This window comes from Chitinophaga deserti, assembly GCF_003149455.1.
GTDB lineage: Bacteria > Bacteroidota > Bacteroidia > Chitinophagales > Chitinophagaceae > Chitinophaga > Chitinophaga deserti.
Genome location: NZ_QFFK01000003.1, coordinates 263,374 through 287,226, shown reverse-complemented (window position 1 = coordinate 287,226; position 23,853 = coordinate 263,374). Strand labels below are relative to the sequence as shown.

At 49.6% G+C, this 23,853-nt stretch carries 10 protein-coding genes; 3 read left to right on the top strand and 7 right to left on the bottom strand.

The features are described 5' to 3' along the window. Nucleotides 1–209 precede the first annotated feature (209 nt). Entirely contained in the window at nucleotides 210–941 is a 732-nt protein-coding gene (locus DEV76_RS08375; protein ID WP_109697112.1) for a pyridoxine 5'-phosphate synthase, read from the bottom strand. Nucleotides 942–1,091: 150 nt separating this feature from the next. Next, the gene (gene ahcY / locus DEV76_RS08370) at nucleotides 1,092–2,420 is read right to left on the bottom strand and encodes an adenosylhomocysteinase (protein ID WP_109697110.1); all 1,329 of its coding nucleotides are present in this window, start codon (nucleotides 2,418–2,420) and stop codon (nucleotides 1,092–1,094) included. 372 nt (nucleotides 2,421–2,792) lie between these two features. On the opposite strand from ahcY, the gene DEV76_RS08365 reads away from it, so the two are divergent. Together DEV76_RS08365 and DEV76_RS08360 are read left to right on the top strand one after the other, a co-directional pair. Further along, nucleotides 2,793–16,445: a Calx-beta domain-containing protein gene (locus DEV76_RS08365; RefSeq protein WP_109697108.1), complete on the top strand. Its 13,653-nt coding sequence runs from the start codon at nucleotides 2,793–2,795 to the stop codon at nucleotides 16,443–16,445. Nucleotides 16,446–16,463: 18 nt separating this feature from the next. Beyond that, entirely contained in the window at nucleotides 16,464–17,378 is a 915-nt protein-coding gene (locus DEV76_RS08360; RefSeq protein ID WP_109697106.1) for a PorP/SprF family type IX secretion system membrane protein, read from the top strand. 1,011 nt (nucleotides 17,379–18,389) lie between these two features. Here DEV76_RS08360 and DEV76_RS08350 read toward each other — a convergent pair. The 5 genes from DEV76_RS08350 to rplU form a co-directional block, all read right to left on the bottom strand. Beyond that, the gene (locus DEV76_RS08350; protein ID WP_109697101.1) at nucleotides 18,390–19,115 is read right to left on the bottom strand and encodes a PrsW family intramembrane metalloprotease; all 726 of its coding nucleotides are present in this window, start codon (nucleotides 19,113–19,115) and stop codon (nucleotides 18,390–18,392) included. A gap of 1 nt (nucleotide 19,116) precedes the next feature. Then, on the bottom strand, nucleotides 19,117–20,799 hold the full coding sequence (locus tag DEV76_RS08345; protein ID WP_109697099.1) for a DNA polymerase/3'-5' exonuclease PolX: 1,683 nt from the start codon (nucleotides 20,797–20,799) through the stop codon (nucleotides 19,117–19,119). 75 nt (nucleotides 20,800–20,874) lie between these two features. After that, nucleotides 20,875–21,279, bottom strand: coding sequence for a histone H1-like repetitive region-containing protein (locus DEV76_RS08340; protein ID WP_109697097.1), 405 nt, complete (start codon nucleotides 21,277–21,279; stop codon nucleotides 20,875–20,877). Nucleotides 21,280–21,350: 71 nt separating this feature from the next. Then, complete coding sequence (gene rpmA, locus DEV76_RS08335) at nucleotides 21,351–21,629, bottom strand: 50S ribosomal protein L27 (RefSeq protein WP_109697096.1); 279 nt, start codon at nucleotides 21,627–21,629, stop codon at nucleotides 21,351–21,353. Nucleotides 21,630–21,657: 28 nt separating this feature from the next. Continuing rightward, nucleotides 21,658–21,960 (bottom strand): 50S ribosomal protein L21, encoded by a 303-nt coding sequence (rplU, locus tag DEV76_RS08330; protein ID WP_109697094.1) that lies wholly within the window; start codon nucleotides 21,958–21,960, stop codon nucleotides 21,658–21,660. A 320-nt stretch (nucleotides 21,961–22,280) separates the two neighbouring features. Between rplU and DEV76_RS08325 the strand changes: the two genes are divergently transcribed. Next, entirely contained in the window at nucleotides 22,281–23,780 is a 1,500-nt protein-coding gene (locus DEV76_RS08325; protein ID WP_109697092.1) for a GH3 auxin-responsive promoter family protein, read from the top strand. The last annotated feature ends 73 nt before the right edge of the window (nucleotides 23,781–23,853 follow it).

Here is a 23,853-nt window from a genome sequence, read left to right as displayed (position 1 = left end):
ACCCTTGCCATTGCTGAAGATGGATGGAGGATGGATGGAGGATCGATGAAGGTTGGGGCAATAAATCCAATATAATATTACCTCAAACAAAGGATTGTAGGAGGGAAGAGCAGTAAGCGGATAGTTGCAGGCTGATACAATTTTAAAAGGGCCGCCTCTGTGTTTTTGCAAACATATGAGGCGGCCCTTTATATTTTGTAGCGTATGCGTTAGTCCTGCAGTTGGCGCTTGTACAGCTGGATGGTATTTTCCAGGCCGAAGTACAGTGCGTCGCAAACGAGTGCGTGACCGATGGATACTTCTTTCAGTTGCGGGATGTGCAGTTTGAAGAAGCGAAGGTTCTCGAGATTAAGATCGTGACCGGCATTGATTTCCAGACCCATATCTGATGCTGCGAAGGCAGTGTTTTTATAATCGTTAAACAGCCTGAAGTTTTGCGGCTGCGTGCGTGCGTTAGCGTATTCTTCCGCATAAGGGCCGGTATACAGCTCGATACGGTCGGCTCCTGCGGCTTTGGCGCCTTCTACTTTGCTCACATCGGCATTGAGGAAAATGGATACCCGGATGCCGGCAGCTTTCAGTGTGGAGATTACATCGGTCAGGAAAGACTGGTACTGAACCGTATCCCAGCCGGTGTTGGAAGTGATAACTCCCGGCGGATCGGGAACGAGGGTGCATTGTTCGGGCTTCACTTCCAGAACGAGATCCATAAAGTCGGTAGAGGGGTAGCCTTCGATATTGAACTCGGTGGTAACGAGCGGCTTCAACTCCCGTACGTCCTGGTAACGGATATGACGCTCATCGGGCCGGGGGTGAACGGTAATGCCATCCGCACCGAAGTTTTCACAGTCCTTCGCAACTTTCAGAATATCCGGAAGGTTGCCACCGCGGGCGTTACGCAGGGTGGCAAACTTGTTGATGTTAACACTCAGCTTAGTCATGCCGCAAAATTACGATTTATGCAGGAGGATCATCGCAGGAAGCGGGATAAAAATGATGAGCGCTGTTAGCGGGATGATGAATAGTACTGACTGCATAAAAAAAGCAGCCTCTTTGCGGGAGGCTGCTTTTCGATATCGGTAAAACCGTGATTAGTAACGGTAGTATTCCGGTTTGAAGGGACCTTCGACAGGGATGCCGAGGTATTCGGATTGTGCGGAAGTGAGTTCGTCCAGTTCCACGCCGATTTTCTTCAGGTGGAGGCGGGCAACCTTTTCGTCGAGGTGCTTGGGGAGAACGTACACTTTGTTTTCGTACTTGTCAGTATTCAGCCAGAGCTCGAGCTGGGCGAGGGTCTGGTTGGTGAAGGAGTTAGACATTACGAAAGAAGGGTGGCCGGTGGCGCAGCCGAGGTTTACAAGGCGGCCTTCAGCGAGGAGGATAATGTCCTTACCATTGATGGTGTACTTGTCTACCTGCGGTTTGATTTCCACTTTGGTATTGCCGTAGTTGGTGTTCAGCCAGGCAACGTCGATCTCGATGTCGAAGTGGCCGATGTTGCACACAATGGCTTTATCTTTCATGGCTTTGAAGTGCTCGCCGGTGATGATATCGCGGCAACCGGTGGTGGTTACAATGATATCGGCTTCTTTCACGGCATCGCTCATTTTCTTCACTTCGTAACCTTCCATTGCAGCCTGAAGGGCGCAGATGGGGTCGATTTCGGTAACGATTACACGGGCACCGGCACCAGCGAGAGATTCTGCGGAGCCTTTACCTACGTCGCCGAAACCGGCAACAACGGCAACCTTACCTGCGATCATTACGTCGGTAGCACGGCGGATAGCGTCTACACAGGATTCGCGGCAACCGTATTTGTTATCGAATTTGGACTTGGTAACGGAGTCGTTGATATTGATGGCGGGCATGGGCAGCGTGCCATTTTTCATACGCTCGTACAGGCGGTGAACACCGGTAGTGGTTTCTTCGCTGAGACCTTTAATGTGCTGGATCAGCTCGGGATAAACGTCGAACACCATGTTGGTGAGGTCGCCACCATCATCGAGGATCATATTCAGCGGACGGTCGGTGCTGCCGAAAAACAGGGTTTGTTCGATGCACCAGTTAAATTCTTCTTCATTCAGGCCTTTCCAGGCGTATACGGGGATGCCTGCTGCAGCGATGGCGGCGGCGGCATGATCTTGCGTAGAGAAGATGTTGCAGGAGCTCCATTGAACTTCCGCGCCGAGGGCCACGAGGGTCTCGATCAATACGGCAGTCTGGATCGTCATGTGCAGGCAGCCTGCAATACGGGCGCCTTTCAGGGGCTGGGATTTACCGTATTCTTCACGCAGTGCCATGAGGCCCGGCATTTCGGCTTCAGCCAGCTGAATTTCCTTACGGCCCCATTCAGCCAAAGACATGTCTTTTACTTTGTACTTGAGGCTCAAATCAATTTTGGATTTTGATATAGTCGACATTCCAATAATTTTTTGCAAAGCTACCTTTATTTTACCTATTCCCATAAACTAAAATACCCTCATATCTCTATCAAAATGAATGGCTATATCCCTGCCTTTCGTATTTATATATAGATAAATAAGTATAATTATTACTTGTTTTAATATTATAATTATTATATATTTGCTTCGATAGGTGGAGTCTGTCCGCCTATTTGTTCAGTATCCGGAGTCATTGTAAGTAGGAAAGAGGCGCCTTCCCAGAGGCGCCGGGTGTGATTTTGGCATTCGTGCCGGCAGTATCCCGCAGATAACGGGCCATTCAGGCTTCCGGAACCCAAAACGTCTGTTTCAGGCGAAAAAGTATGTATGTAAAGAAATTTTAAAGTTTTTATGTTAGTCCTATTCTATCCTATGAAAGCGGCAGTTCGTGCGTCCCGTGCTCTTTTGGGCCTGGCAATCGTTCTCTTCCTCCTCCTTCCTGCCGGAAGGGCCATGGCGCAGGCACAACCTGTCACCATCAACCCCACAGGCGGCAACCTGGGTGGAAATGACCTGCGGATTACAATTACAGACACGTCTGTCCAGGTAACCCACAACGGCTACGACCAGTATAGCACCGACCCTCTTTTGGGACGGTACGAACGGGGAGGGCTGAGGACTTATCTGGTCCTCCAGCAGAAAATGGGCAAACTGTACACTATTGAGGACATTCCCCAATATCTCAAACATTGTGAGATCTCGGAAGTGAAGGGTGATGGAACCCCTGCCAACCCCTGGAAGGTAGTGGCGCAATCCAGCATTCATAACGCGCGGGGATTGGAATACTTTATCAGTACTACTTATACCTACGTTGCAGGCGCACGGCATTACAACATCGACTTTCTGGTGACTTCGCCGGAAAGAGTTTATGATGGCAGCATGTATGGCGGGGCTTACTGGCTGCATTTCTACCTTTCAGAAACTGCATTCAACAACGGGAGCATGTGCGGCAAAGGCTTCGTAAGCGGAACCACGCCCAGTATGATGGACGAATACTATGCATTTCATCACACAACCGGGCCTAACATTAACTTTTACAATACTGTTGGTGTAACGCGCGCTGCGGGAGATTGTATAAACCCGTCATTAGGCAGTCATGTGTTCAAAACACAAGACTGCTTTTCATCGTTCGCCAGCCGTCCATTTTCTTCGCGGGATGTTAAAACCGGTGTTGGATACACTTTGTCTGACATGCTTGTTAATACAGTAAACGACATGGGGATTGCCGTACATAAAGCGGTAGATTTATCCATCGTAGCGCTGCCCACCCAAATCCTGCACGTAACTAAACGTTTTGCTGTTGGCTTCGACGCTGCAGAAATGGCAGGTGTTACCGTTACAGATCAACCCATTACACTCTGGAATACCACTCCTCCTTTCTTTGACCCGATTACGCACGACCGTGTAACGGTTAATTTTGCTTCTGCTGCACCTGAAGGGCTTGAAGGATTGACTGACCATGCTATCACCGGGCTGGAATTAAAGATCGGGCAGGGATATTTCAACCTGCCGCAGATATTAGAAGTAGTAGCCACTCCCATTCCAGGGCCTGGTAACGCGGTGCCAGGCACTGATTACGAAGTGATACGTAAGAAAATCATCATTGAACCTGGCATTTATTGGGATTCAGTGATGGCGATTGATAATATATTAATTAAAGGGAACAACGTTGTGCAGGCCGACCGGAAGTTCCGCGTGGAGATTAAACCTCTCGTATGTTCGCCTCATTTACTCATTGGTACTAACAATGCAGTTGACTATACAATTATTGACGACGATGAAAACCGGATTTACCTGGAGCCTGACTTTACAACTGTGAAGGAAGGAGGGAAGGTGAAAATGAAAGTGAAGATGACAGGTACCGGCACCCTGGCTACTCCGCTTGTCGTAAATCTGGTAAGGACCGCAGCTGTAGCACCCACCGCAGAACTGACGGATCATTCCGCTATCCCCGCCACCGTTACCATTCCGGCCGGAGCATGGGATACTGAATTTGAAATCACCGCCACCGGCGACCGCATACTGGAAAACGACGAGCTTTTCAAAATTGAAGCCACCGCCGTATTCCCCACCAAAACAAGTACCCATGATGTAACTATTACCATCACGGATACAACCGGCCTCAATACAGATAACCGCATCATCACCATGAGCGTTCCGCAAGGGAAAGAAGGTGAAACGGTAACATTAAAAGCCAGCCTGCCGGATGGTGTAACCACCGAAAGCCCCATCACCATTACAATTGACCCGCTTACAGGTGATATTAATAATACCGCGGAACTGAGTGATCTCAGCACAGCCTTCCCATCCACCCTTACCATCCCTGCTGGTGGTTCGGAAACTACTTTCAATATTGATTTCTACCAGGATGGTATCATGGAAGACTGGCTGGAGTACTGGTACTTTGAAGGCAGTGCGTCTGATCATGATGGTAATTTCGTATTGGTGAATACGGGACTAGTAATAGAAGACAGTCCTGACGGTAGAAATGTGGAAGTGATGCTCATGAGCGGTTCCACAGCAAATGAGAATGAAACGGAAGTGACAGTATGGTTTACTTTATCTGATGGAGTAACCCTCCCGGCCGGGAAATCGCTTACTTTCCCGATTGTGATCGGGGCAGGTTCCACCGCTGATATGAATGACATCTCGGCTGTGCTGCCTTTCGAGATTACTATTAATGAGTATGAAGGGCATGGTGAGTATAAATTTATTGTACCAACTGATCCGGTTTGGCTCGAAGCATATGAAGAGCTGGTGATTACCACGGCCAAAGTGGGCTTCACTGCACAGCCGGCCACACTTGGTATTATAGATGATACGGCACAAGATCCCGACAACATCGCTATCATAATAGAAGGCCCGGCTAATGTGAAAGAAGGCACCAATGCTACTATCACTGCCCGCCTGGCTAAGCCTACACTGAAACATAAAGGCGCAGTGCAGGTAGATCTTACTTTTGCAGGAGCTGCCGCTGCCTCAGATTATACCTTCCCGGATACTAAAATCATCATTCCGGAAGGAGACAACAGTGCAACTATAGAACTGACGGCAGTTACCGATGCGATCGTAGAAGGCGCGGAACAATTGCAGATTACTGCCAGTGCCCTTGTAGCAGAAACTCCCGTAACGGCTAATATGAATATCGACATCGTCGATCCTCCTTCTACTAAAATTAAATTTACTGCCACTCCGCTTACGCTGACTGAAGGTTCCGCCGGAGTTACCGTTACCGCTTCATTAGAATATGGTACCGCTGCAGTGGATATTCCCATCACACTGAACATTGGTACAGGTTCCACCGCCGATGGTGATGATTTTACAACAAGTCCGGTTACCATTAAGATTCCAGCAGGTAGCTCTTCGGTTCCTTTTACCTTAACCGCGACAGACGATATGTTGCTGGAGGATACCGAAACGCTCGAACTGAGCGGTACTTCTGCCGGTTACACTTTCGAAGGACTGACCTTCACTATTAATGATAAACAATCTGCTGACGCCAATAATAAAAAGCTTACCATTCAGCCGCAGACGCCTTCGGTAAATGAGAATGGTGACGTAACTGTTTGGGTACGCCTCCCGGCAGGCATCAAAACATCCAAAGCCATTCCGGTTACCCTGGCTCGTGGCAGCGGCAGTGATGCGGATCTTTTAACATCTGAGTATGTATTACCTGCAAGTGCCACTATCCCGGTAAATGGTAACGAAGTGAGCTTCGTGCTGCATGCCAATACGGATAATGTAATCGAAGCAGATGAAATACTGGAAATCGCCGGTACGGCAACTGTATTCGGTACCGCACAATCACCCAAAGGGAATGTAACTATTAAAGATATGTCGCGGACGGCTGCTAATACTACATTGGTAGTGAGCGGTCCTACAGAAGTGGCGGAAGGTGGCGTTACTGCTAACTGGCGCATCGAACTGCCGGCAGGTGTAACCACCAGCGTTCCCATCACTTTCAACATTACTCCGGCAACAGTTGGGAATACAACTACCGGGGCCGACTTTACAGGAGGCTACCCCACAACTGCAACAATACTAAAAGGACAGGCTTTTGTACTCGTTCCTTTCATCGCCCGGGCGGATAATTCTGTGGAAGGACTGGAAAGACTGGAAATGACGCTTCAATCTCCCGACTTCACCTTTAACAAAGGGATTGGGATGAATGTAAAAGATACCGACCCCGCAAGTTACAGGATCATTCTTTCGGCTGCCAAAACCACGCTTGCCGAAGGGGAGAGCACTTTAATCACCGCCACGCTCGATGGCTTCACATCTGCTACCGCGATAGACGTGGTATTAAATGCCGGTTCAGGATCTGTAGCAGTTTCACCGGCGGATTATACTGCGCTGGGTACGATTCATATCAATGCCAACGCAACTTCCGGTACGTTCACACTTCAAACGAATACTGATCTGCTGCTGGAAGACGATGAGCTGCTCGCTATTCGTGGAACAGCAGGTACCTATACCGTTCAGGGACAGGATGTCACTATCGAAGACCTTACCGGTACCGATGCCAATAAAACCCTCTCACTTACACCGGCTACAGCCAGTGTGAATGAAGGGAATACGGTAACCATGACCGTAGGCCTTCCGGCAGGAATCATCACCACAAAAGATATTACTGTAACGCTGACGAAAGGTGCAGGCAGTGCAGCTACCATCACTGCATCAGATTATACCTTACCTGCTTCTGTAGTGATTACTGCGGGTACAGGCTCCAGGACTTTTGTTGTAGGAGCTAATACTGATGCCCTCATTGAGTCGGCTGAACTGCTGGAAGTTACTGCTTCAGGTACAGTATTCGGTTTTGCATCTGGCGATGCTTCCGGCATTACAATTAATGATGCAACCAGCAAACTCATCACGGTTACCGGAGCGGGCACTGTTGATGAGAATAATAATATTACCTGGCGCTTTGCATTGCCATCGGGCGTTACCGCTGCCAGCGATATTAATATTGCACTCGCCTACGATGCAACTTCAACAGCCACAGTGGCTGATCTGAATAGTTTGCCTGCATTGAAGATAGCTGCAGGACAGCCCTTCGGTGAAATCATCTTCGCTGCCAAACCCGACCTGCTGATTGAGCCTGCTGAGATACTGAAACTGACGCCTTCCGCTACAGGTGGCTTCACGTTCTCTCAACCGGTATCTTTCACGATCGTGGATAAAGACCTCGCCGCTGCGGGTATTCAGTTGTCTGTTACGCCCAGTCCCATTGCAGAAGGTGCCGGTACGGTGATCAAGGCTGCCTTTACAGGTGGTATCAAATCTACCGGCAACGTTGTTATAACACTGGCTAAGGGTGCGGCATCCACACTCGATAATACAGAGCATGGAGCACTTGGTACAATTACAATAGCAGCGGGTGATTCAGAAGGTACCTTCACGCTGACAACCAATAACGACCTGCTGCTGGAGCCTGTAGAAACTTTAGTGCTTACAGGAACAGCCACAGGCGCAATACCAGTTACCGGTGCAACGCTCAGCGTAACGGATGCCACCGGTACCGTAGCCAACAGAACCCTGCAGATTTCTCCCCTTACTGCTACAGTATCGGAAGGAGGTAAAGTTGTGATGACGGTAGGATTACCTGCCGGTATCATTACCACGCAGGCGATAACGGTTACCTTATCTAAAGGGGTGGGCAGTGCAGCCACACTCACATCGGGCGATTATACAATCCCTGCCACCGTTACCATTGATGCAATGACGAACAGCAAAACGTTTGATGTGGATGCTGTGGCCGACGGGCTCATCGAAAGTGCCGAACTGCTGGAACTGAGAGCAAGTGCAATTGTTTTCAGTAACAACAGCACTGCCATTTCCAACATAACTATTAATGATGCAACCAGCAAGCTCATCACGGTAACCGGCGCGGGCACTGTTGATGAGAATAATAATATTACCTGGCGCTTTGCCTTGCCATCGGGCGTTACCGCTGCCAGCGATATCAATATTGCACTCGCCTACGATGCAACTTCAACAGCTACCCTGGCCGACCTGAACAGTTTGCCTGCATTGAAGATCGCAGCAGGGCAGCCCTACGGAGAAATCATCTTCGCTGCCAAACCCGACCTGCTGATTGAACCTGCTGAGATACTGAAACTGACGCCTTCCGCAACCGGTGGCTTCACTTTCTCTCAACCGGTATCTTTCACGATCGTGGATAAGGACCTTGCAGCTGCGGGCATTCAATTGTCCGTTGCGCCGAGTCCCATTGCAGAAGGTGCCAGCACAGTGATCAAGGCTGCCTTTACAGGTGGTATAAAATCTACAGGCAACGTTATCGTAACACTGGCTAAGGGTGCAGCATCTACGCTCGACAATACAGAGCACGGAGCGCTCGGTACCATTACCATTGCGGCAGGTGATTCGGAAGGTACGTTTACCCTCACAACTAGTAACGACCTGTTGCTCGAGTCAACGGAAACATTGGTTCTTACCGGTACGGCTACCGGCGCGATACCCGTTGCCGGAGCAACACTTAATGTAACAGATGCAACCGGTACTGTTGCTAACAGAACCCTGCAGATCTCACCCCTTACTGCCACCGTATTGGAAGGTGGTAAAGTGGTGATGACGGTAGGATTACCTGCTGGTATCATCACTACACAGGCTATCACGGTAACTCTGTCCAAAGGAGCAGGCAGTGCGGCTACTCTCACATCAGGTGATTATACCTTCCCTGCCACAGTTACCATCGATGCAATGTCGAACAGCAAAACATTTGATGTGGATGCAGTGGCTGACGGGCTCATCGAGAGTGCTGAATTGCTGGAACTGAGAGCAAACGCTACCGTATTCAGTAATAACAGCACTGCCATTTCCAACATTACCATCACCGACGTTTCCAATAAACACATTACCGTATCCGGACCGGCTACCGTAGCTGAAGGAGGTAATATTAAATATACTTTCAGTTTACCATCAGGTGTAACCGCTACCAGCGATATCAATATCTCGCTGGCACTGGCGGCTGCCTCTACCGCAGAACTGGCTGACCTTACGGGGTTACCTGTACTGAAGATTGCAGCAGGTCAGTCATCCGGAGAAATCACCCTGGCAGCGAAAACTGACCTGTCCATTGAGCCGGTTGAAACACTCATATTAACACCGGGTGCGGCAGGCTTCACTTTCTCTCAACCGGTTTCCTTTACGATCACAGATAGTGATCTGGCTGCAGCAGGTATTACGCTGTCTGCAACACCGGTAAGTATTAATGAGGGCAGCAGCACGGTAATCAAAGCTACCCTTACCGGAGGTGTGACTTCCGTTTCAAACATTACCATTACACTTGGAAAAGGCGGGACTTCTACTTTAGCTGACACTGAACATGCTGCACTGGGTACTATTACCATTGCAGCGGGTGCAACAGAAGGCACTTTCAGTCTTACCACGAATACCGACCAGGTGCTGGAGCCATCGGAAACGCTGGTGCTGACAGGTACTGCTAACCCGGGCATCCCTGTAACCGGCACCACAATAACTGTGACAGACGTTACCGGCACCAATGCTAATAAAACAATTCAGCTCACACCTGCCAATGCGGCCATCGTGGAAAGCGGAAAGGTAACGATGACGGTGGCACTTCCTGCCGGCATCACTACTTCCCAGTCCATTACTGTTACCCTCACGAAAGGTGCAGGTAGTGCAGCTACGCTGACGACGGATGATTACAGCTTCCCTGCCTCGGTAGTTATTGCCGCAGGTACCGGCAGCCAGACGTTCGATGTTACGGCAGTGGCCGATGCGCTGATCGAAAGCCCCGAGCTGCTGGAACTTTCTGCAACGGCTACCGTATTCGGATATACATCTTCCGACGTATCTAACATCACCATTACCGACGTTTCCAATAAACATATTACAGTGACCGGGCCTGCCACCGTAACAGAAGGTGGTACGCTCACCTGGCGTTTCAGTCTGCCTTCCGGCGTAACTGCCACCAGCGATATTAATATTACGCTGACAGCAGACCCTGCCTCTACGGCCTCACTGGCCGACCTTACCGGAGTGCCGGTATTAAAGATCCTGGCTGGTGAACCTTATGCCGATATCACTTTTACCGCCAAGCCAGACCTGCTGATCGAGTTACCCGAAACGCTGGTGCTGAATCCTTCCAACGTTGCAGGATTCACATTCAGCCAGCCGGTAACATTTACGATTAATGACGGCGATCTTGCCGCAGCAGGCATCACCCTCTCAGCAACACCTTCAGGAGTTGCAGAAGGCGGCAGTACCGTCATCAAGGCTACACTTACCGGTGGCGTGAAAGCCGCAGCTGATATCACGGTAACCCTTTCCAAAGTAAGCTCTTCCACCCTTGGCGATGCAGAACATGGAACACTGGGTACAATCGTAATCCCGGCCGGAGCAACTGAAGGAACAGTAACGCTTGCCACCAATACCGACCTGCTGCTCGAAACCACAGAAACACTGGTGCTGGCAGGTAATGCCACCAACGCTATACCGGTAACCGGTACAACCATTACGGTAACCGATGCAACCGGCACCACGGCTAACAAAACACTGCTGCTTACTCCTGCCACTGCAACTGTTGCAGAAGGAGGGAAGGTGACCATGACAGTGGCACTGCCGGCAGGTATTATTACTACTCAAGCCATCACTGTAACACTCGGAAAAGGCGCAGGAAGCAGTGCAACCCTCACTTCAGGTGATTACAGCTTCCCTGCAACCGTAACTATTGATGCCAATACCAACAGCAAAACTTTTGATGTATCTGCACTCACAGATGGTAACATCGAAGCTGCGGAATTGCTGGAACTGACCGCTGCCGGAACAGTGTTCGGTCATGCTTCTTCTGGTATTTCCAATATCACCATCACGGATGTATCCAACAAAACGATCACAGTGAGCGGTCCGGCAACCGTAGCGGAAGGCGGAAACATCAAATATACCTTTAGCCTGCCTTCAGGCGTAACCGCAGGCAGCGATATCAATATCTCACTGGCGCTTGCCGCTTCTTCAACTGCTGATCTGGCAGACCTTACCGGCCTGGCCGCATTGAAAATTGCTGCAGGACAAACTTCCGGAGAGATCACCTTTGCTGCAAAAGCAGACCTGCAAATAGAACCTGCTGAAATACTGGAACTGGTTCCCTCAGCAGCAGGGTTCTCCTTCTCGCAGCCGGTATCCTTCACTATTACTGACGGCGACCTCGCGGCCGCAGGTATCCAGCTTACCGCTGCGCCTGCCAGCATCGCTGAAGGTGGCAGCACGGTGATTAAAGCAACCCTCACGGGTGGTGTAACCTCAAAGAATGATATTACGGTTACGCTTGTGAAAGATGGGGCCTCCACGCTTTCTAATTCAGAACATGGCGCTCCGGGCACAATCGTGATCAGTGCTGGAGATACGGAAGGAACCTTTACATTAACAACCAATACCGATCTGCTGCTGGAGCCTTCGGAAACACTCATTCTTAATGGTACTGCATCTCCGGCAATTCCGGTAACGGCCACTACCATAACAGTTACGGATGCTACCGGTTCCAACGCGAATAAAACCCTGCAGCTGTCTCCCGCCACCGCCACCATCATGGAGGGCGGAAAAGTGACCATGACTATTTCACTGCCAGCGGGCATCCAGTCGTCACAGGCAATTACAGTTTCACTGACAAGGGGGGCAGGTACCGATGCCGGGCTTACTGCAGGAGAGTACAGCTTCCCGGCAACCGTAACCATCGATCCCAACACAAATAGTAAAACTTTCGAAGTAACGGCTATTGCCGATGCCAATATTGAAACACCTGAATTGCTGGAACTGGTAGCGAACGGAACAGTATTCGGTTTTTCTTCAGCAGATAAGTCCAACATCACCATCACGGATGTATCTAATAAATATATTACAGTAACCGGTCCGGCTGTGGCTACCGTTGCAGAAGGCAGTGGTATCACCTACCGTTTCAGCCTGCCATCGGGAGTGACTGCCACCAGCGACATTGCCATTGCACTGGGTGTGGATGCCTCTTCAACCGCAGGTATTGCTGATCTGACAGGCATTCCGGTACTGAAGATACTGGCTGGCCAGCCTTACGGAGAGGTTACTCTTACAGCTAAAGCCGATCAACTCATCGAAACGGATGAACTGCTCACGCTGAACCCTTCCGCCACAGGATTCACCTTCTCCCAACCTGTTGCCTTCACTATTACCGATGGCGATCTCGCAGGTGCAGGTATCAAGCTTTCTGTAGCTCCTGTAACGATAGCAGAAGGCGGCAGCACCATCGTTAAAGCTGAGCTGACGGGAGGGGTAACATCTGCTACTGATATCATTGTTACGCTTACTAAAGACGGTGCATCTACCCTTGCAGACGCAGAACATGGCGCACTGGGAACCATTACTATTCCTGCCGGCGGTACAGATGCAACAGTAACACTCAGCACGAATGGTGATCTGCTGCTTGAGGTTGCAGAAACACTTGTACTGGGTGGTACGGCCAATCCGAATATCCCGGTTACCGGCGCTACCCTTACGGTAACTGATGTTACCGGCACCAATGCTAACAAAACACTTCAGCTCACGCCCGCCACGGCCACCGTTGCCGAAGGAGGTAAGGTGACTATGACAGTTGCACTGCCGGCTAACATTATAACTACACAAGCCATCACAGTATCGCTCAGTAAAGGCGCAGGCAGCAATGCAACCATTACTGCGGCTGATTATAGTTTCCCTGCTTCGGTTACCATTGCAGCGAACAGTAATAGCGCCACATTCGAAGTAAACGCAGAAACCGACGGAGTAATCGAAAGCAATGAGCTGCTGCAGATCACGGCATCTGCCACTGTGTTCGGATATGCGACTTCCCAGTCTGCCGGTATTACGATCACTGATGTATCCAATAAGCTGATCACCGTAACCGGTCCGGCTACGGTTACTGAAGGCGCAACCGTTACCTGGACGTTTAGTCTGCCCGCAGGCGTAACTTCCACACAGCCGGTAGTGATCAACCTGGCTCAAGGCTCTGCGGCACCTGCAGCAGCAGATGATGATCTGGATGGCGGATTCCCTGCTTCGGTTACCATTCCGGCAGGCGCTGGCGCTGTAACACTTGATATTAAGACTGCCACAGATGATAAAATAGAATCCGAAGAAACGGTAGAACTGATACCTTCGGCAGCGGGTGGTTTCACCTTTAGCAAGCCGGTGGTAGTGAAGATCCAGGATGCGCCTGTTACTGGTAACATCACAATGATTGCTTCGGTATCCACTATCCGTGAGGGCGCTGCCAAAACCACGATTACGGTATCCCTGCCGGGTGCATATATCGCCGGCAGCAACATTGTGGTGAACATTGCGAAGAACGCCCTGTCCTCTGCCGCCGGTTCCGATCATACCATGTTGCCCGCTACCATCACCATCGGTGCCGGCAAACATTCGGAAACATTTGAGATTGGAGCGGTTACGGATAATATCCTCGAACAATTAGAATCGCTGCAGCTCGAAGGTACCGCCACCGGATTTGTGGTAGATGGTATCAGCATCAGTATTGAAGATGCTACCAGCCTCGATCCTGCAAATACTAAGATCTCGTTCCTCCCCGCAGGAGCGAAAATAACTGAAGGTGCGAGCGGCCAGTTCAGGCTCAGCCTGCCGGCCGGCATCACTTCCAGTACCAATATTACCGTTCAGCTCAGTAAAACAGATGCTACATCTACTGCTGCAGATACTGACCACGGCGCCATTCCGGCGAATGTGACGATCCCTGCGCTGGCAGCTGCCAGTGCCGATTTCACGATCACTGCCAGTGCAGACGGAATTCTGGAGCCGGTGGAAGTATTGCAGGTAGGAGGCATAGCACCCGCTGGCTTCAGCTTCAACGGTGGACCGGTAGAGATAGCCGATGGCACCGGACTTATTCCTGCCAACAGGGTTATCACCATTACCATCGACTCAACTGTGCTGCATGAAGGAAGCAATACCAAAGTGAAGTTCTCCCTCCCGGCAGGCATCACCACGGCAGTGCCCATTACCATCAGTGTTGGCGCAAATGGTGCACAAACTGCCAGCGCGGCCGACTTCTTCGTAGCACCGCTCCCGGTAGCTATCGGGGCAGGGCAGCAGGAAGTAACCGTACTGCTCACAGCTATTGCAGACATGATTACTGAACCTGCGGAAGTACTGCAAATTACGGCTACCGCAACAGGATACACATTCTCACCGGCAACGCTCATTACCATTCCGGGTGAGCCGGCACCGGGCCTGAGTATAACCGCTGCTAAAACAGTGGATGCATCAGAGCCTTCCACCCACGGAACCTTCCGCATCCAGCTGGCAACGGGTACGGCTCCTTCGGATATCACGGTGAACTATACAATGGGTGGAACCGCAGCTGCGGGTAAAGACTATACCACCCTCACCAGTACTGCGGTAATTAAGGCGGGAGACGCCGGGGTAAATGTAACGGTGAATGTGCTGGATGATAAGATCCTCGAAGGCAACGAAACCGTAACTCTCACACTGGTTTCCGGCAGCTTTGATCATATGGGTACCACTGTTCCTGTAAGCATTGCTACCAGTGGCGCTCAAAGCATGACCCTGGCAGATGATGATATGGCTATCGACAGAAGCATCCTCATCGAGAAGATAGCAGATGCTTCCGAACCGGCCACTTCAGGCAGGGTACGCGTACGCTTCGCGAATACCGACCTCACCACTGTAGTACCTGTCAACGTTTCTTATAATACTACAGGCACTGCTTCAGCAGGATCCGACTACCAGGTACTGACCGGCTCCATCGATATCCCCGCCGGACAGAAAGAAGCCATTATCGTCATCCAGCCTGTGAACGATAATATCCTCGAAGGCACAGAAACCGTGGAGATTCGTCTTACAGCGGCTTCCGCACCATTGGGAAGCTACACCTGGCCTATTGCCGCGCAAAACACTGCCACTGTAAATCTGCTGGACGATGATCAGATAAAAATGGAACTGGCAGCACCCGCAGAAATCACGGAAGGCGGAACACTGACAGTAACACTCCGCTCATCAGAAGCATTCCCTGCCGCCATTCCTGTGAAGATTGATTTACAGCACGATGCACAGCGGACTGTTAGCACAGCCATACCGAAAACCGGCAGCATACTTACGGTGACCATGCCGGCGAACCAGACAGAGGTTACCTTCCAGCTGAAATCCGAAGAGAATGATACGAACGACGATGATGGTTTCATCAACCTCGCCATCCAGCCCCACACTGGCGCCGGACAGGGATATGCACTGGGTGTGGCCGATAAGTCAAGCACGGCAGTAAAAGATAACGATCCGCTCACCATCCGTTTCGCGGTAGACAGTGCGCGTGTTGAAGAAGGCAATACAGGTATGACCCAGCTGCCCTTTAAAGTGGAACTGAGCCGGAAGAGCACACGTCCCATCACCCTGCAGTATTCCTTTGCCGATGCATTTGAAGGGCAGGGAGCAGATAAGGATCCGATGCGTGCAAAAGCAACAGAAGATTTCCTGGATGCTACAAGGCAGATCATTATTGCCGCAGGGCTGCAGGAAGCAGTGATCGAAGTGCCGGTGAATGGAGATGCCATAGTAGAGAAGGATGAATATTTCGTAGTGAAACTGACAGGCGCTGTAGTAGCTTCCGCACAAAATGTTCCTGCCATCGGAACTGCTGCAGTAGCAGTGGGTGTAATCCTGAACGACGATGTGATCCCGGATATGGAAGTGCGTGTACACAAAGGATTATCGCCTAACGGAGACGGGAAGAACGATGCGCTGGTGATCGAGAATATCGAGAAATACAAACGCAACGAACTCGTGATCGTGAACCGCTGGGGCGGTACTATTTTCCAGACTACCAATTATCACAACCAGAATAACGCGTTCAAGGGCATCGCGAATAAAGGTGGCGGCAACGGCACCCAGCTGCCTGATGGTTCTTACTTCTACATGCTCCAGGTTTGGGATGCAGACGGAAAAATGACGCGCTACACTGGTTATATCGTACTAAAATCAGCTCAATAAGCCTTAAATGATTTTCTGATGAAAACAGGCATTCAAAAAATGATACTTTCCCTGGCCGTACTTTTTACGGCCGGGGAAGCTGCCGCCCAGCAACAACCGCTGTATGGCCAATACCAATACAACGGGATGGTGATCAATCCCGGTTACCCGTCGATGGACGAGTTTGGCAGCGCCACTGTGGTGATGCGGAACCAGTGGGTGGGGATGGAAGGCGCCCCTAAAACGGCCACCTTCTCTTTTTATTCGCCTATTAAGTCTACCGGCACCAGCATCGGTTTTATGGCGCTGAAGGATGAGATCACCATTTATTCCCAGACGGGATACCACCTCAATGTTTCTCAAAAGGTAAAGCTGGATGACAAGTTATACCTGGCAATGGGACTGAAAGGAGGGATGGAGCAGTATAAGGAGAATAACGAGCATCTGGGCAGTCCGGACGACCCTGTATTCTCTAATAATCAATCTTATTGGAAAACGGATGTGGGATTTGGCCTCGTGTTGTTTTCAGACAAGTGGTTTGTTGGCTTTTCCGCACCCTCATTCCATAATTTTGATCTGGGAGGGTCTGTTAATAAAGTGGAGTTTAAAAGGCATATGTACCTGCATGGTGCTTATTTGACCACTATTAACAGTTTCCTTAAATTTAAACCCGGGGTGGTTTTGCGCCAGGTAGGGGGAGCCGGAATACAGGCGGATATCAATGCCATGTTTATACTGAAAGACGTTTTATGGGCAGGGGGCACCTGGAGAACGGAGAAATCGGCCAGTGCTACGATACAGGTGCAGGCCTCTAAGAACTTCCAGTTTGGGTATTCCTATGATTTTGCTTCCTCCACCCATTTGAAGAGTATGCAGGGCGGATCGCATGAATTAATGTTGAATTACCGGTTCAGCCTGCAAAAAGATAAAAGGCCAACACCCAGATTTCTTTAACCAATAAAATTATATACATTAGCTTTATAAATATACAGGTTTACAAATCTAATATTTATCTAGTTCCGTATATACTCCCGAACAGGCATACACGACATGTATTTTCCACAATTTCAAACTGTTGTATATGCTACTAATTTTGGTTAATTGTTAGTTATCCTAACGTAAACGCTTTGAATGTTCATTTTTTTCTGTTAGATTTGAATTAGTGATTGACACCGTATGTGAGGCTGTTGTTTTCGAATCAACCAAAGTTCTTTTCAAACCGAATCCGATTATTATTACATCAAGATATTAACCTGGTGGTAACACCTGGTTGTAAGAGTTGTCTTAAGCTAAATTGGAGAAAAATTCGAGCCTGATGTTCGTGTCGGGCTCTATTTTAAACCTTTGCTTTTACAGCTTTACAGAACGCATTTTAAAGAGTCTTATTAGGGAATAAGGGATTTTTGTCTTAAGCTAAATTGGAGAAAAACGAGCCTGGTTGTCTTATCGGGCTCTTTTCTTTTTACCCCATCCCACTAACATCACTAACTGCTAAATTCAAGTCATAAAAATCTCCGCACGACTTACAGAAATAGTTTAGCAATCCTAACTATATAATTAAAATTTTGTAGATTTACAGAGAGAGACTGGCCCGCCATGGCCTCTTTCAGTTAAACCATACAACTGCAGACTTCAACTTTTTTTTATATCCACTTTGCATTACTAGTTAATTTGGAGGATGGGCCTGATTGTCAAGTCGGGCCTCTTTTTTTCCCGCTTACTTCCAAAAAAATTCCTAGATTTAAAGTCATCAACGCGCCGGAAATCCATGACAGAAGAGTTGATTCTCATGATATTATTCCTTGCCCACCTTTGGCTGGTGGTCAGGTTCGTAGTGCTGCACACCTTCAAAAAACCAGGTAACAACAGGCCATACCACCTCAAATGGCTCATCCTGGTATTCTTCCTGCCATTTATCGGATATGCCCTATATTTTTGGTTAACGAGTAATAAAGCTCCTGAAAATCAATCCTGATTCTGTTCCTGTTCTCTTTCATTTTCTTCCCGAAGCCTTTCCCATTCCCGGGAAGTAGCCCTGTGCTGCCGGATAGCCCGGATAGACAGCCTTACCGCAATGTAGAGGCTCACCAAAGCCGCCAGTACCTGGAAGATGCTGTCTCCGATAAACAGGAAGAAATCAAATGCTCCATGGAATATCACTGCCCAGAACAAGCCGGTAAACAGTAAAGTTCCCCGGTGCTGGGGGATGAACTTCGCCAGGCCGGTGTAATAGCCCATGAGGATGGCGAAGCAGGCATGCGCCGGTACGGAAATAAACATCCGCGCCCAGCCGGTAGCCATGCCATATTGAAATACATACATGATATTCTCCGCCGTAGCGAAACCCATACCAATCATTACGGAATAAACGATACCGTCGAACGGCTCGTCGAACGCCTTTTTGGGGTACGCGAAATACCGGAGTGCGAGATATTTGCCGCCTTCTTCACTCAGTCCTACTACAATAAATGCATAAAAGGCACTGTGGAGCAAACCATAACCAGATGCCCGCAAGCCGTAAACGGATGCCATTGTTTGCACAATGAGCGGCAGAATCATGCCGGCGATCCCGAGTATGAAACAACGGACCAGCAGGCCCAGCGGCTCGCGGTTCCGCTGATCCAAAGCATAAATGGCCAGCATAATGGCGATTCCAGGCGCTACAGCCAGGGCAAATGCACTCAATAACATGTTATATTCCTTTGGATTGTCGGCGTGCTGCCAGCCATGTTTCCAGCTCAGACAGGCTGAAGCTGCTCAGGTTCCTTTCTGCAGTAAGACCGCCTTTTTGGGCGGCTAAGGTGCCATAACGGATATCGTCGTACCCTTCAATAGTATGCGCATCCGGGTCAATGGACAGCATGGCGCCTTTATCAATGGCCATAGGGATCCATTCCCAGTCGATATCCAGCCGGCGCGGATGGGCGTTCAGCTCTATCACCACCTGGTTGGCCACGCATGCATCAATGATGGCAGGGTGGTTAACGGGATAGCCGTTACGGCTCAGCAGGAGGCGGCCGGTCATATGCCCGAGGATGGTGGTGTAAGGATTGGCAATGGCAGCAAGGAGGCGGGCCATAGCTTTTTCTTCCGGCATCTTCAGGTTGGAGTGTACCGATGCAATTACCAGGTCAAAGCTCCTGAGGATCTCATCCGGGTAATCAAGGCTGCCATCGTTCAGGATATCGGCCTCAATGCTTTTGAAGATTTTGAAGGGAGCCAGTTTTTTATTCAGTTCATCGATCTGTGCGTGCTGTGCGAGGATACGGTCCGGGTGGAGGCCGTTGGCATAAAAAGCGGAGCGCGAGTGATCGCTGATAACGAGATACTCGAAACCTTTATCCCTTGCGGCTTTAGCCATATCTTCCAGGGTACTCATACCATCGCTCCATTGGGAGTGGGAGTGGATGATACCTTTGATATCACCGGGTTGAATGAGTTTAGGCAAGTTACCTGCGGCAGCTTTCAGAAGGATGTCGGGCGTTTCGCGGAGCGCCGGCTCAATCACAGAAATGCCTGCACGGGCGAAGATGGCATCTTCGGTAGTTTCATTGCCACCGTTGGAAGCGCCTTCCCGGGCAAAGAATGCAGTGAGGAATGCTTCTGTACCGGTAGTGGTAAAGAGCTTGGTAGCGAAGTGCTCTGGTGCGGTGCCATAGAGGCGTATTTTAACCTGGTCGCGGAACTGGACAAGGATGGAATCGTCGTTATTGCCGAGCCGTTCGAAGCCGTCAAGTGTATGGAATTGTTCGGATACCTGGTCTATTGGTACACCGATCACGGCTTCCAGTTCGTCTATTACCGGTTGTTGCCGGCGGAAGGCGCCTGTGAGGGAAACGGGGGCGGGGGAGAAGGTTTTCTCCAGGAGTTGTGTGAGTTCTTTAGCGAAGGGAGCTACTTCTGCGTAGAGTAAGCGTTCGCGGTTGGATAGGAAGAATTCGATGCTCTGGCGGATGGATTCCTGCGTTTTCTGACCAAACCCTTTGAGGAGAGAGAGGCGGTTTTCGTTGCAGGCATATAGGAGTTCGCCGAGTGTTTCGATTTCGAGTTCTTTCCAGATGGTGGCTATTTTCTTAGGCCCGATGCCTTTGATACGCATCATGTCGAGGATACCCGGCGGTGTTTTGGCGAGGTATTCTGTGAGGGCAGTGAAGCTGCCGGTATCGAGCATTTCGAGCACGGATTTACCGGTGGATTCTCCGATGCCTTTGATGCGGAAGATGGCATCTCTGGGTGTATCCTGCAGAGGTACAGTAAGTTTTTCTATCTGGAATGCTGCGTTAGCGAATGATTTGGCTTTGAAGGGATTATCTCCGTGGATGTCCATGAGTTTGGCGAGCAGGGAGAAGTTATCAGCGATGACGTAATTTTCCATAGGGCTGTAAGTTAACAAAAAAAAGAACCTCGATTTTCATCGAGGTTCTTTATGCTACAGTTTGTAAATCCGATCTTACATGGCCGGAGCTGCAGGAGCAGAGGGAGCAGCTTTCTTAGAAGCGGCTTTCTTTTTCGGAGCAGCTTTCTTCGCGGCGGGTTTTTTAGCAGCGGCTTTTTTAGGAGCAGCTTTCTTCGCAGCGGGCTTTTTAGCAGCGGCTTTCTTTTTAGGAGCAGCTTTCTTAGCAGCAGCTTTCTTAGGAGCGGCTTTCTTAGCAGCAGCTTTTTTAGGAGCAGCTTTCTTAGCAGCAGCTTTCTTAGGAGCGGCTTTCTTAGCAGCAGCTTTCTTAGGAGCGGCTTTCTTAGCAGCAGCTTTTTTAGGAGCAGCTTTCTTAGCAGCAGCTTTTTTAGGAGCGGCTTTCTTTGCAGCAGCTTTTTTAGGAGCAGCTTTTTTAGCAGCGGCTTTCTTAATTGTTGCCATTGTTTTTTGAATTTTGGGTTAGTAATTAAAATTGGGTATTAAAAAAACTTTATGGCAAACACTACGCTGAATTAGGCTTCCGCCTGCGCAGTGGTGTCAAATGATTTAACGGAAACGAAAGTCCGGTTTTCACGGCCTTTTCTGAATTCAACCACACCGTCGGTCAGCGCATAGATAGTGAAATCTTTACCGATACCTACATTGGAACCAGCATGATACACAGTGCCTCTCTGACGGATGATGATGTTACCGGCTACAGCTGCCTGACCACCGAAGATTTTAACCCCGAGCCTTTTGCTTTGGGAATCCCGGCCGTTCTTTACACTACCTTCACCTTTTTTATGTGCCATTGTATTAGTACTTTATAACTTTATTAATTTATGCAATTTCGTTGATCCTGATCTTGGTGAAATGGGTACGGTGGCCCACTTTCTTCCGGAAGCCTTTCCTTCTCTTCATCTTGAAGGCAATCACCTTGTCACCTTGCACATGGCCCAGAATTTCAGCCTTGATCACTGATTTTACATCAGTACCTACGGTAAGTTTACCGTCGTTGTCAGTCAGCAGAACTTCTGCGAATTCTACTTTATCTCCGACGTTACCAGCCAGTTGGTGAACGAAGATCTCCTGATCTTTTGACACTTTGAACTGCTGGCCTGCGATTGTTACAACTGCGAACATAGTATTTCCAAAAATAATTTCCTGCAAAGGTATTACTTTGTTTTTTAATCAACAAAACAAATCCTGCAATTTTAATGCCGGGTAGCCCAATGCGGACCATTACCGGTTTGAAAAATAGTTAATTACATATCAAAGATACGGACTTTTTACAATTTTAGTTTTTTTTAACAATTGTTTACCATCTGCCCGTTGCCCGCGTCTGCAAGCCGTTAGCCATCTTTAACCCCGCAACCCCCGCCTGTGGCCCGTTTGAAAAACGCTTAACTTGCGTACAATTTTTATACATTTGTTACTTACGTTGATCATTAAAATAACGGGGCATGAAGTTTAAATCACTGCTGGCCAAACCATTTGCTTCGATTATCGCCGCAAAGGTGAAGAAGGAAATGATGAGGGCGGCGGAAGACCAGGAGGCCATCCTCCAGGATTTGCTGAAGACAGGTAGAAAAACAGAGTTCGGGAAAGAGCACCAGTTCGAGAATATTCAATCCTACGATTCCTATAAACAAGCCGTTCCCATCAGGGACTATGAACAATTCAGGCCCTGGATTGAAAAAATCAAGGAAGGCCGACATAACATACTCTGGAAAGGCCTCCCCATGTACTTCGCCAAAACCTCCGGCACCACCAGCGGAGTGAAATACATCCCCATTTCCAAAGAATCTATCGATCACCACTTTAATACCTCCCGCAACGCCGTTTTCTGTAACGTCGTTGAAACAGGAGACTCCACCGCTTTCGACGGCAAACTTATCTTCCTCTCCGGCTCCCCCGAACTGGAAAGGATCGCCAATATCCCCACAGGGCGCCTCAGCGGCATCGCCAACCACCAGATCCCCCGCTACCTGCGCACCAACCAGTTACCCACCTACGAAACGAACTGTATCGAAGACTGGGAAACCAAACTGGGGAAGATCGTGGACGAAACCATCAATCAGGACATGCGTCTCATCTCCGGCATTCCGCCATGGATGCAGATGTACTTCGACGAACTGATGGCCCGCAGCGGCAAATCCGTTGGCGAACTGTTCCCTAACTTCAACCTCCTCGTGCACGGTGGCGTCAATTTCGAACCTTACCGCGCCAAACTGATGGACTCCATCGGCAGGAAAGTAACCACCATCGAAACTTTCCCCGCCTCAGAAGGCTTCTTCGCCTACCAGGACACCCAGCAGCAGGAAGGCCTCCTCTTAAACACCAATGCCGGCATATTCTTCGAGTTTGTGCCCGCCACCGAGATATTCTCTCCCAATCCCACCCGTATTCCCCTCAAAGAAGTGGAATTAGGGGTGAACTACGCTATGATCGTAAGCACCAACGCGGGACTGTGGGCATATAATATAGGAGACACCGTGAAGTTCGTGTCCCGCAATCCATACCGCATCCTTGTTACCGGACGTACCAAGCATTTCATTTCCGCTTTCGGCGAACACGTGATCGGGGAGGAGGTAGAACATAGCCTGATGGGTGTGGCCGACCGCCACGGTATCCGTATCACCGAGTTCACCGTAGCTCCCAAAATTCAGGTGAATGGCGAACTGCCTTACCATGAATGGTTCGTGGAATTCGAAGAGATCCCCGGTAACCTCACCGGCTTCGCCGGCGAGGTAGACGCCGCGCTGCAAGAGAAGAACATCTATTATAACGACCTGTTGACCGGCAATATCCTCCAAACCCTGAAAATCAGGCCGGTACGCAAAAACGGGTTCATCGACTATATGAAATCAATCGGTAAACTGGGCGGGCAGAATAAAGTGCCCCGTCTCAGCAACGACCGTACCATTGCGGACGAGCTGGGCAAATACCTCGAAGGCCGCTGACAGCAGGCATTTCATAGGTAATAACTCCCCGTCTCACCAGACGGGGCGCCCCTTTTCGCACGCTGCAATTGAA

What these genes read in the sequence shown, in the direction of transcription:
- DEV76_RS08350 (WP_109697101.1), bottom strand. Translation starts at nt 19,115, where the DNA reads ATGTTATTGAGTGCATTTGCCCTGGCTGTAGCGCCTGGAATCGCCATT.
- ahcY (WP_109697110.1), bottom strand. Translation starts at nt 2,420, where the DNA reads ATGTCGACTATATCAAAATCCAAAATTGATTTGAGCCTCAAGTACAAA.
- DEV76_RS08375 (WP_109697112.1), bottom strand. Translation starts at nt 941, where the DNA reads ATGACTAAGCTGAGTGTTAACATCAACAAGTTTGCCACCCTGCGTAAC.
- rplU (WP_109697094.1), bottom strand. Translation starts at nt 21,960, where the DNA reads ATGTTCGCAGTTGTAACAATCGCAGGCCAGCAGTTCAAAGTGTCAAAA.
- rpmA (WP_109697096.1), bottom strand. Translation starts at nt 21,629, where the DNA reads ATGGCACATAAAAAAGGTGAAGGTAGTGTAAAGAACGGCCGGGATTCC.
- DEV76_RS08360 (WP_109697106.1), top strand. Translation starts at nt 16,464, where the DNA reads ATGAAAACAGGCATTCAAAAAATGATACTTTCCCTGGCCGTACTTTTT.
- DEV76_RS08345 (WP_109697099.1), bottom strand. Translation starts at nt 20,799, where the DNA reads ATGGAAAATTACGTCATCGCTGATAACTTCTCCCTGCTCGCCAAACTC.
- DEV76_RS08365 (WP_109697108.1), top strand. Translation starts at nt 2,793, where the DNA reads ATGTTAGTCCTATTCTATCCTATGAAAGCGGCAGTTCGTGCGTCCCGT.
- DEV76_RS08325 (WP_109697092.1), top strand. Translation starts at nt 22,281, where the DNA reads ATGAAGTTTAAATCACTGCTGGCCAAACCATTTGCTTCGATTATCGCC.
- DEV76_RS08340 (WP_109697097.1), bottom strand. Translation starts at nt 21,279, where the DNA reads ATGGCAACAATTAAGAAAGCCGCTGCTAAAAAAGCTGCTCCTAAAAAA.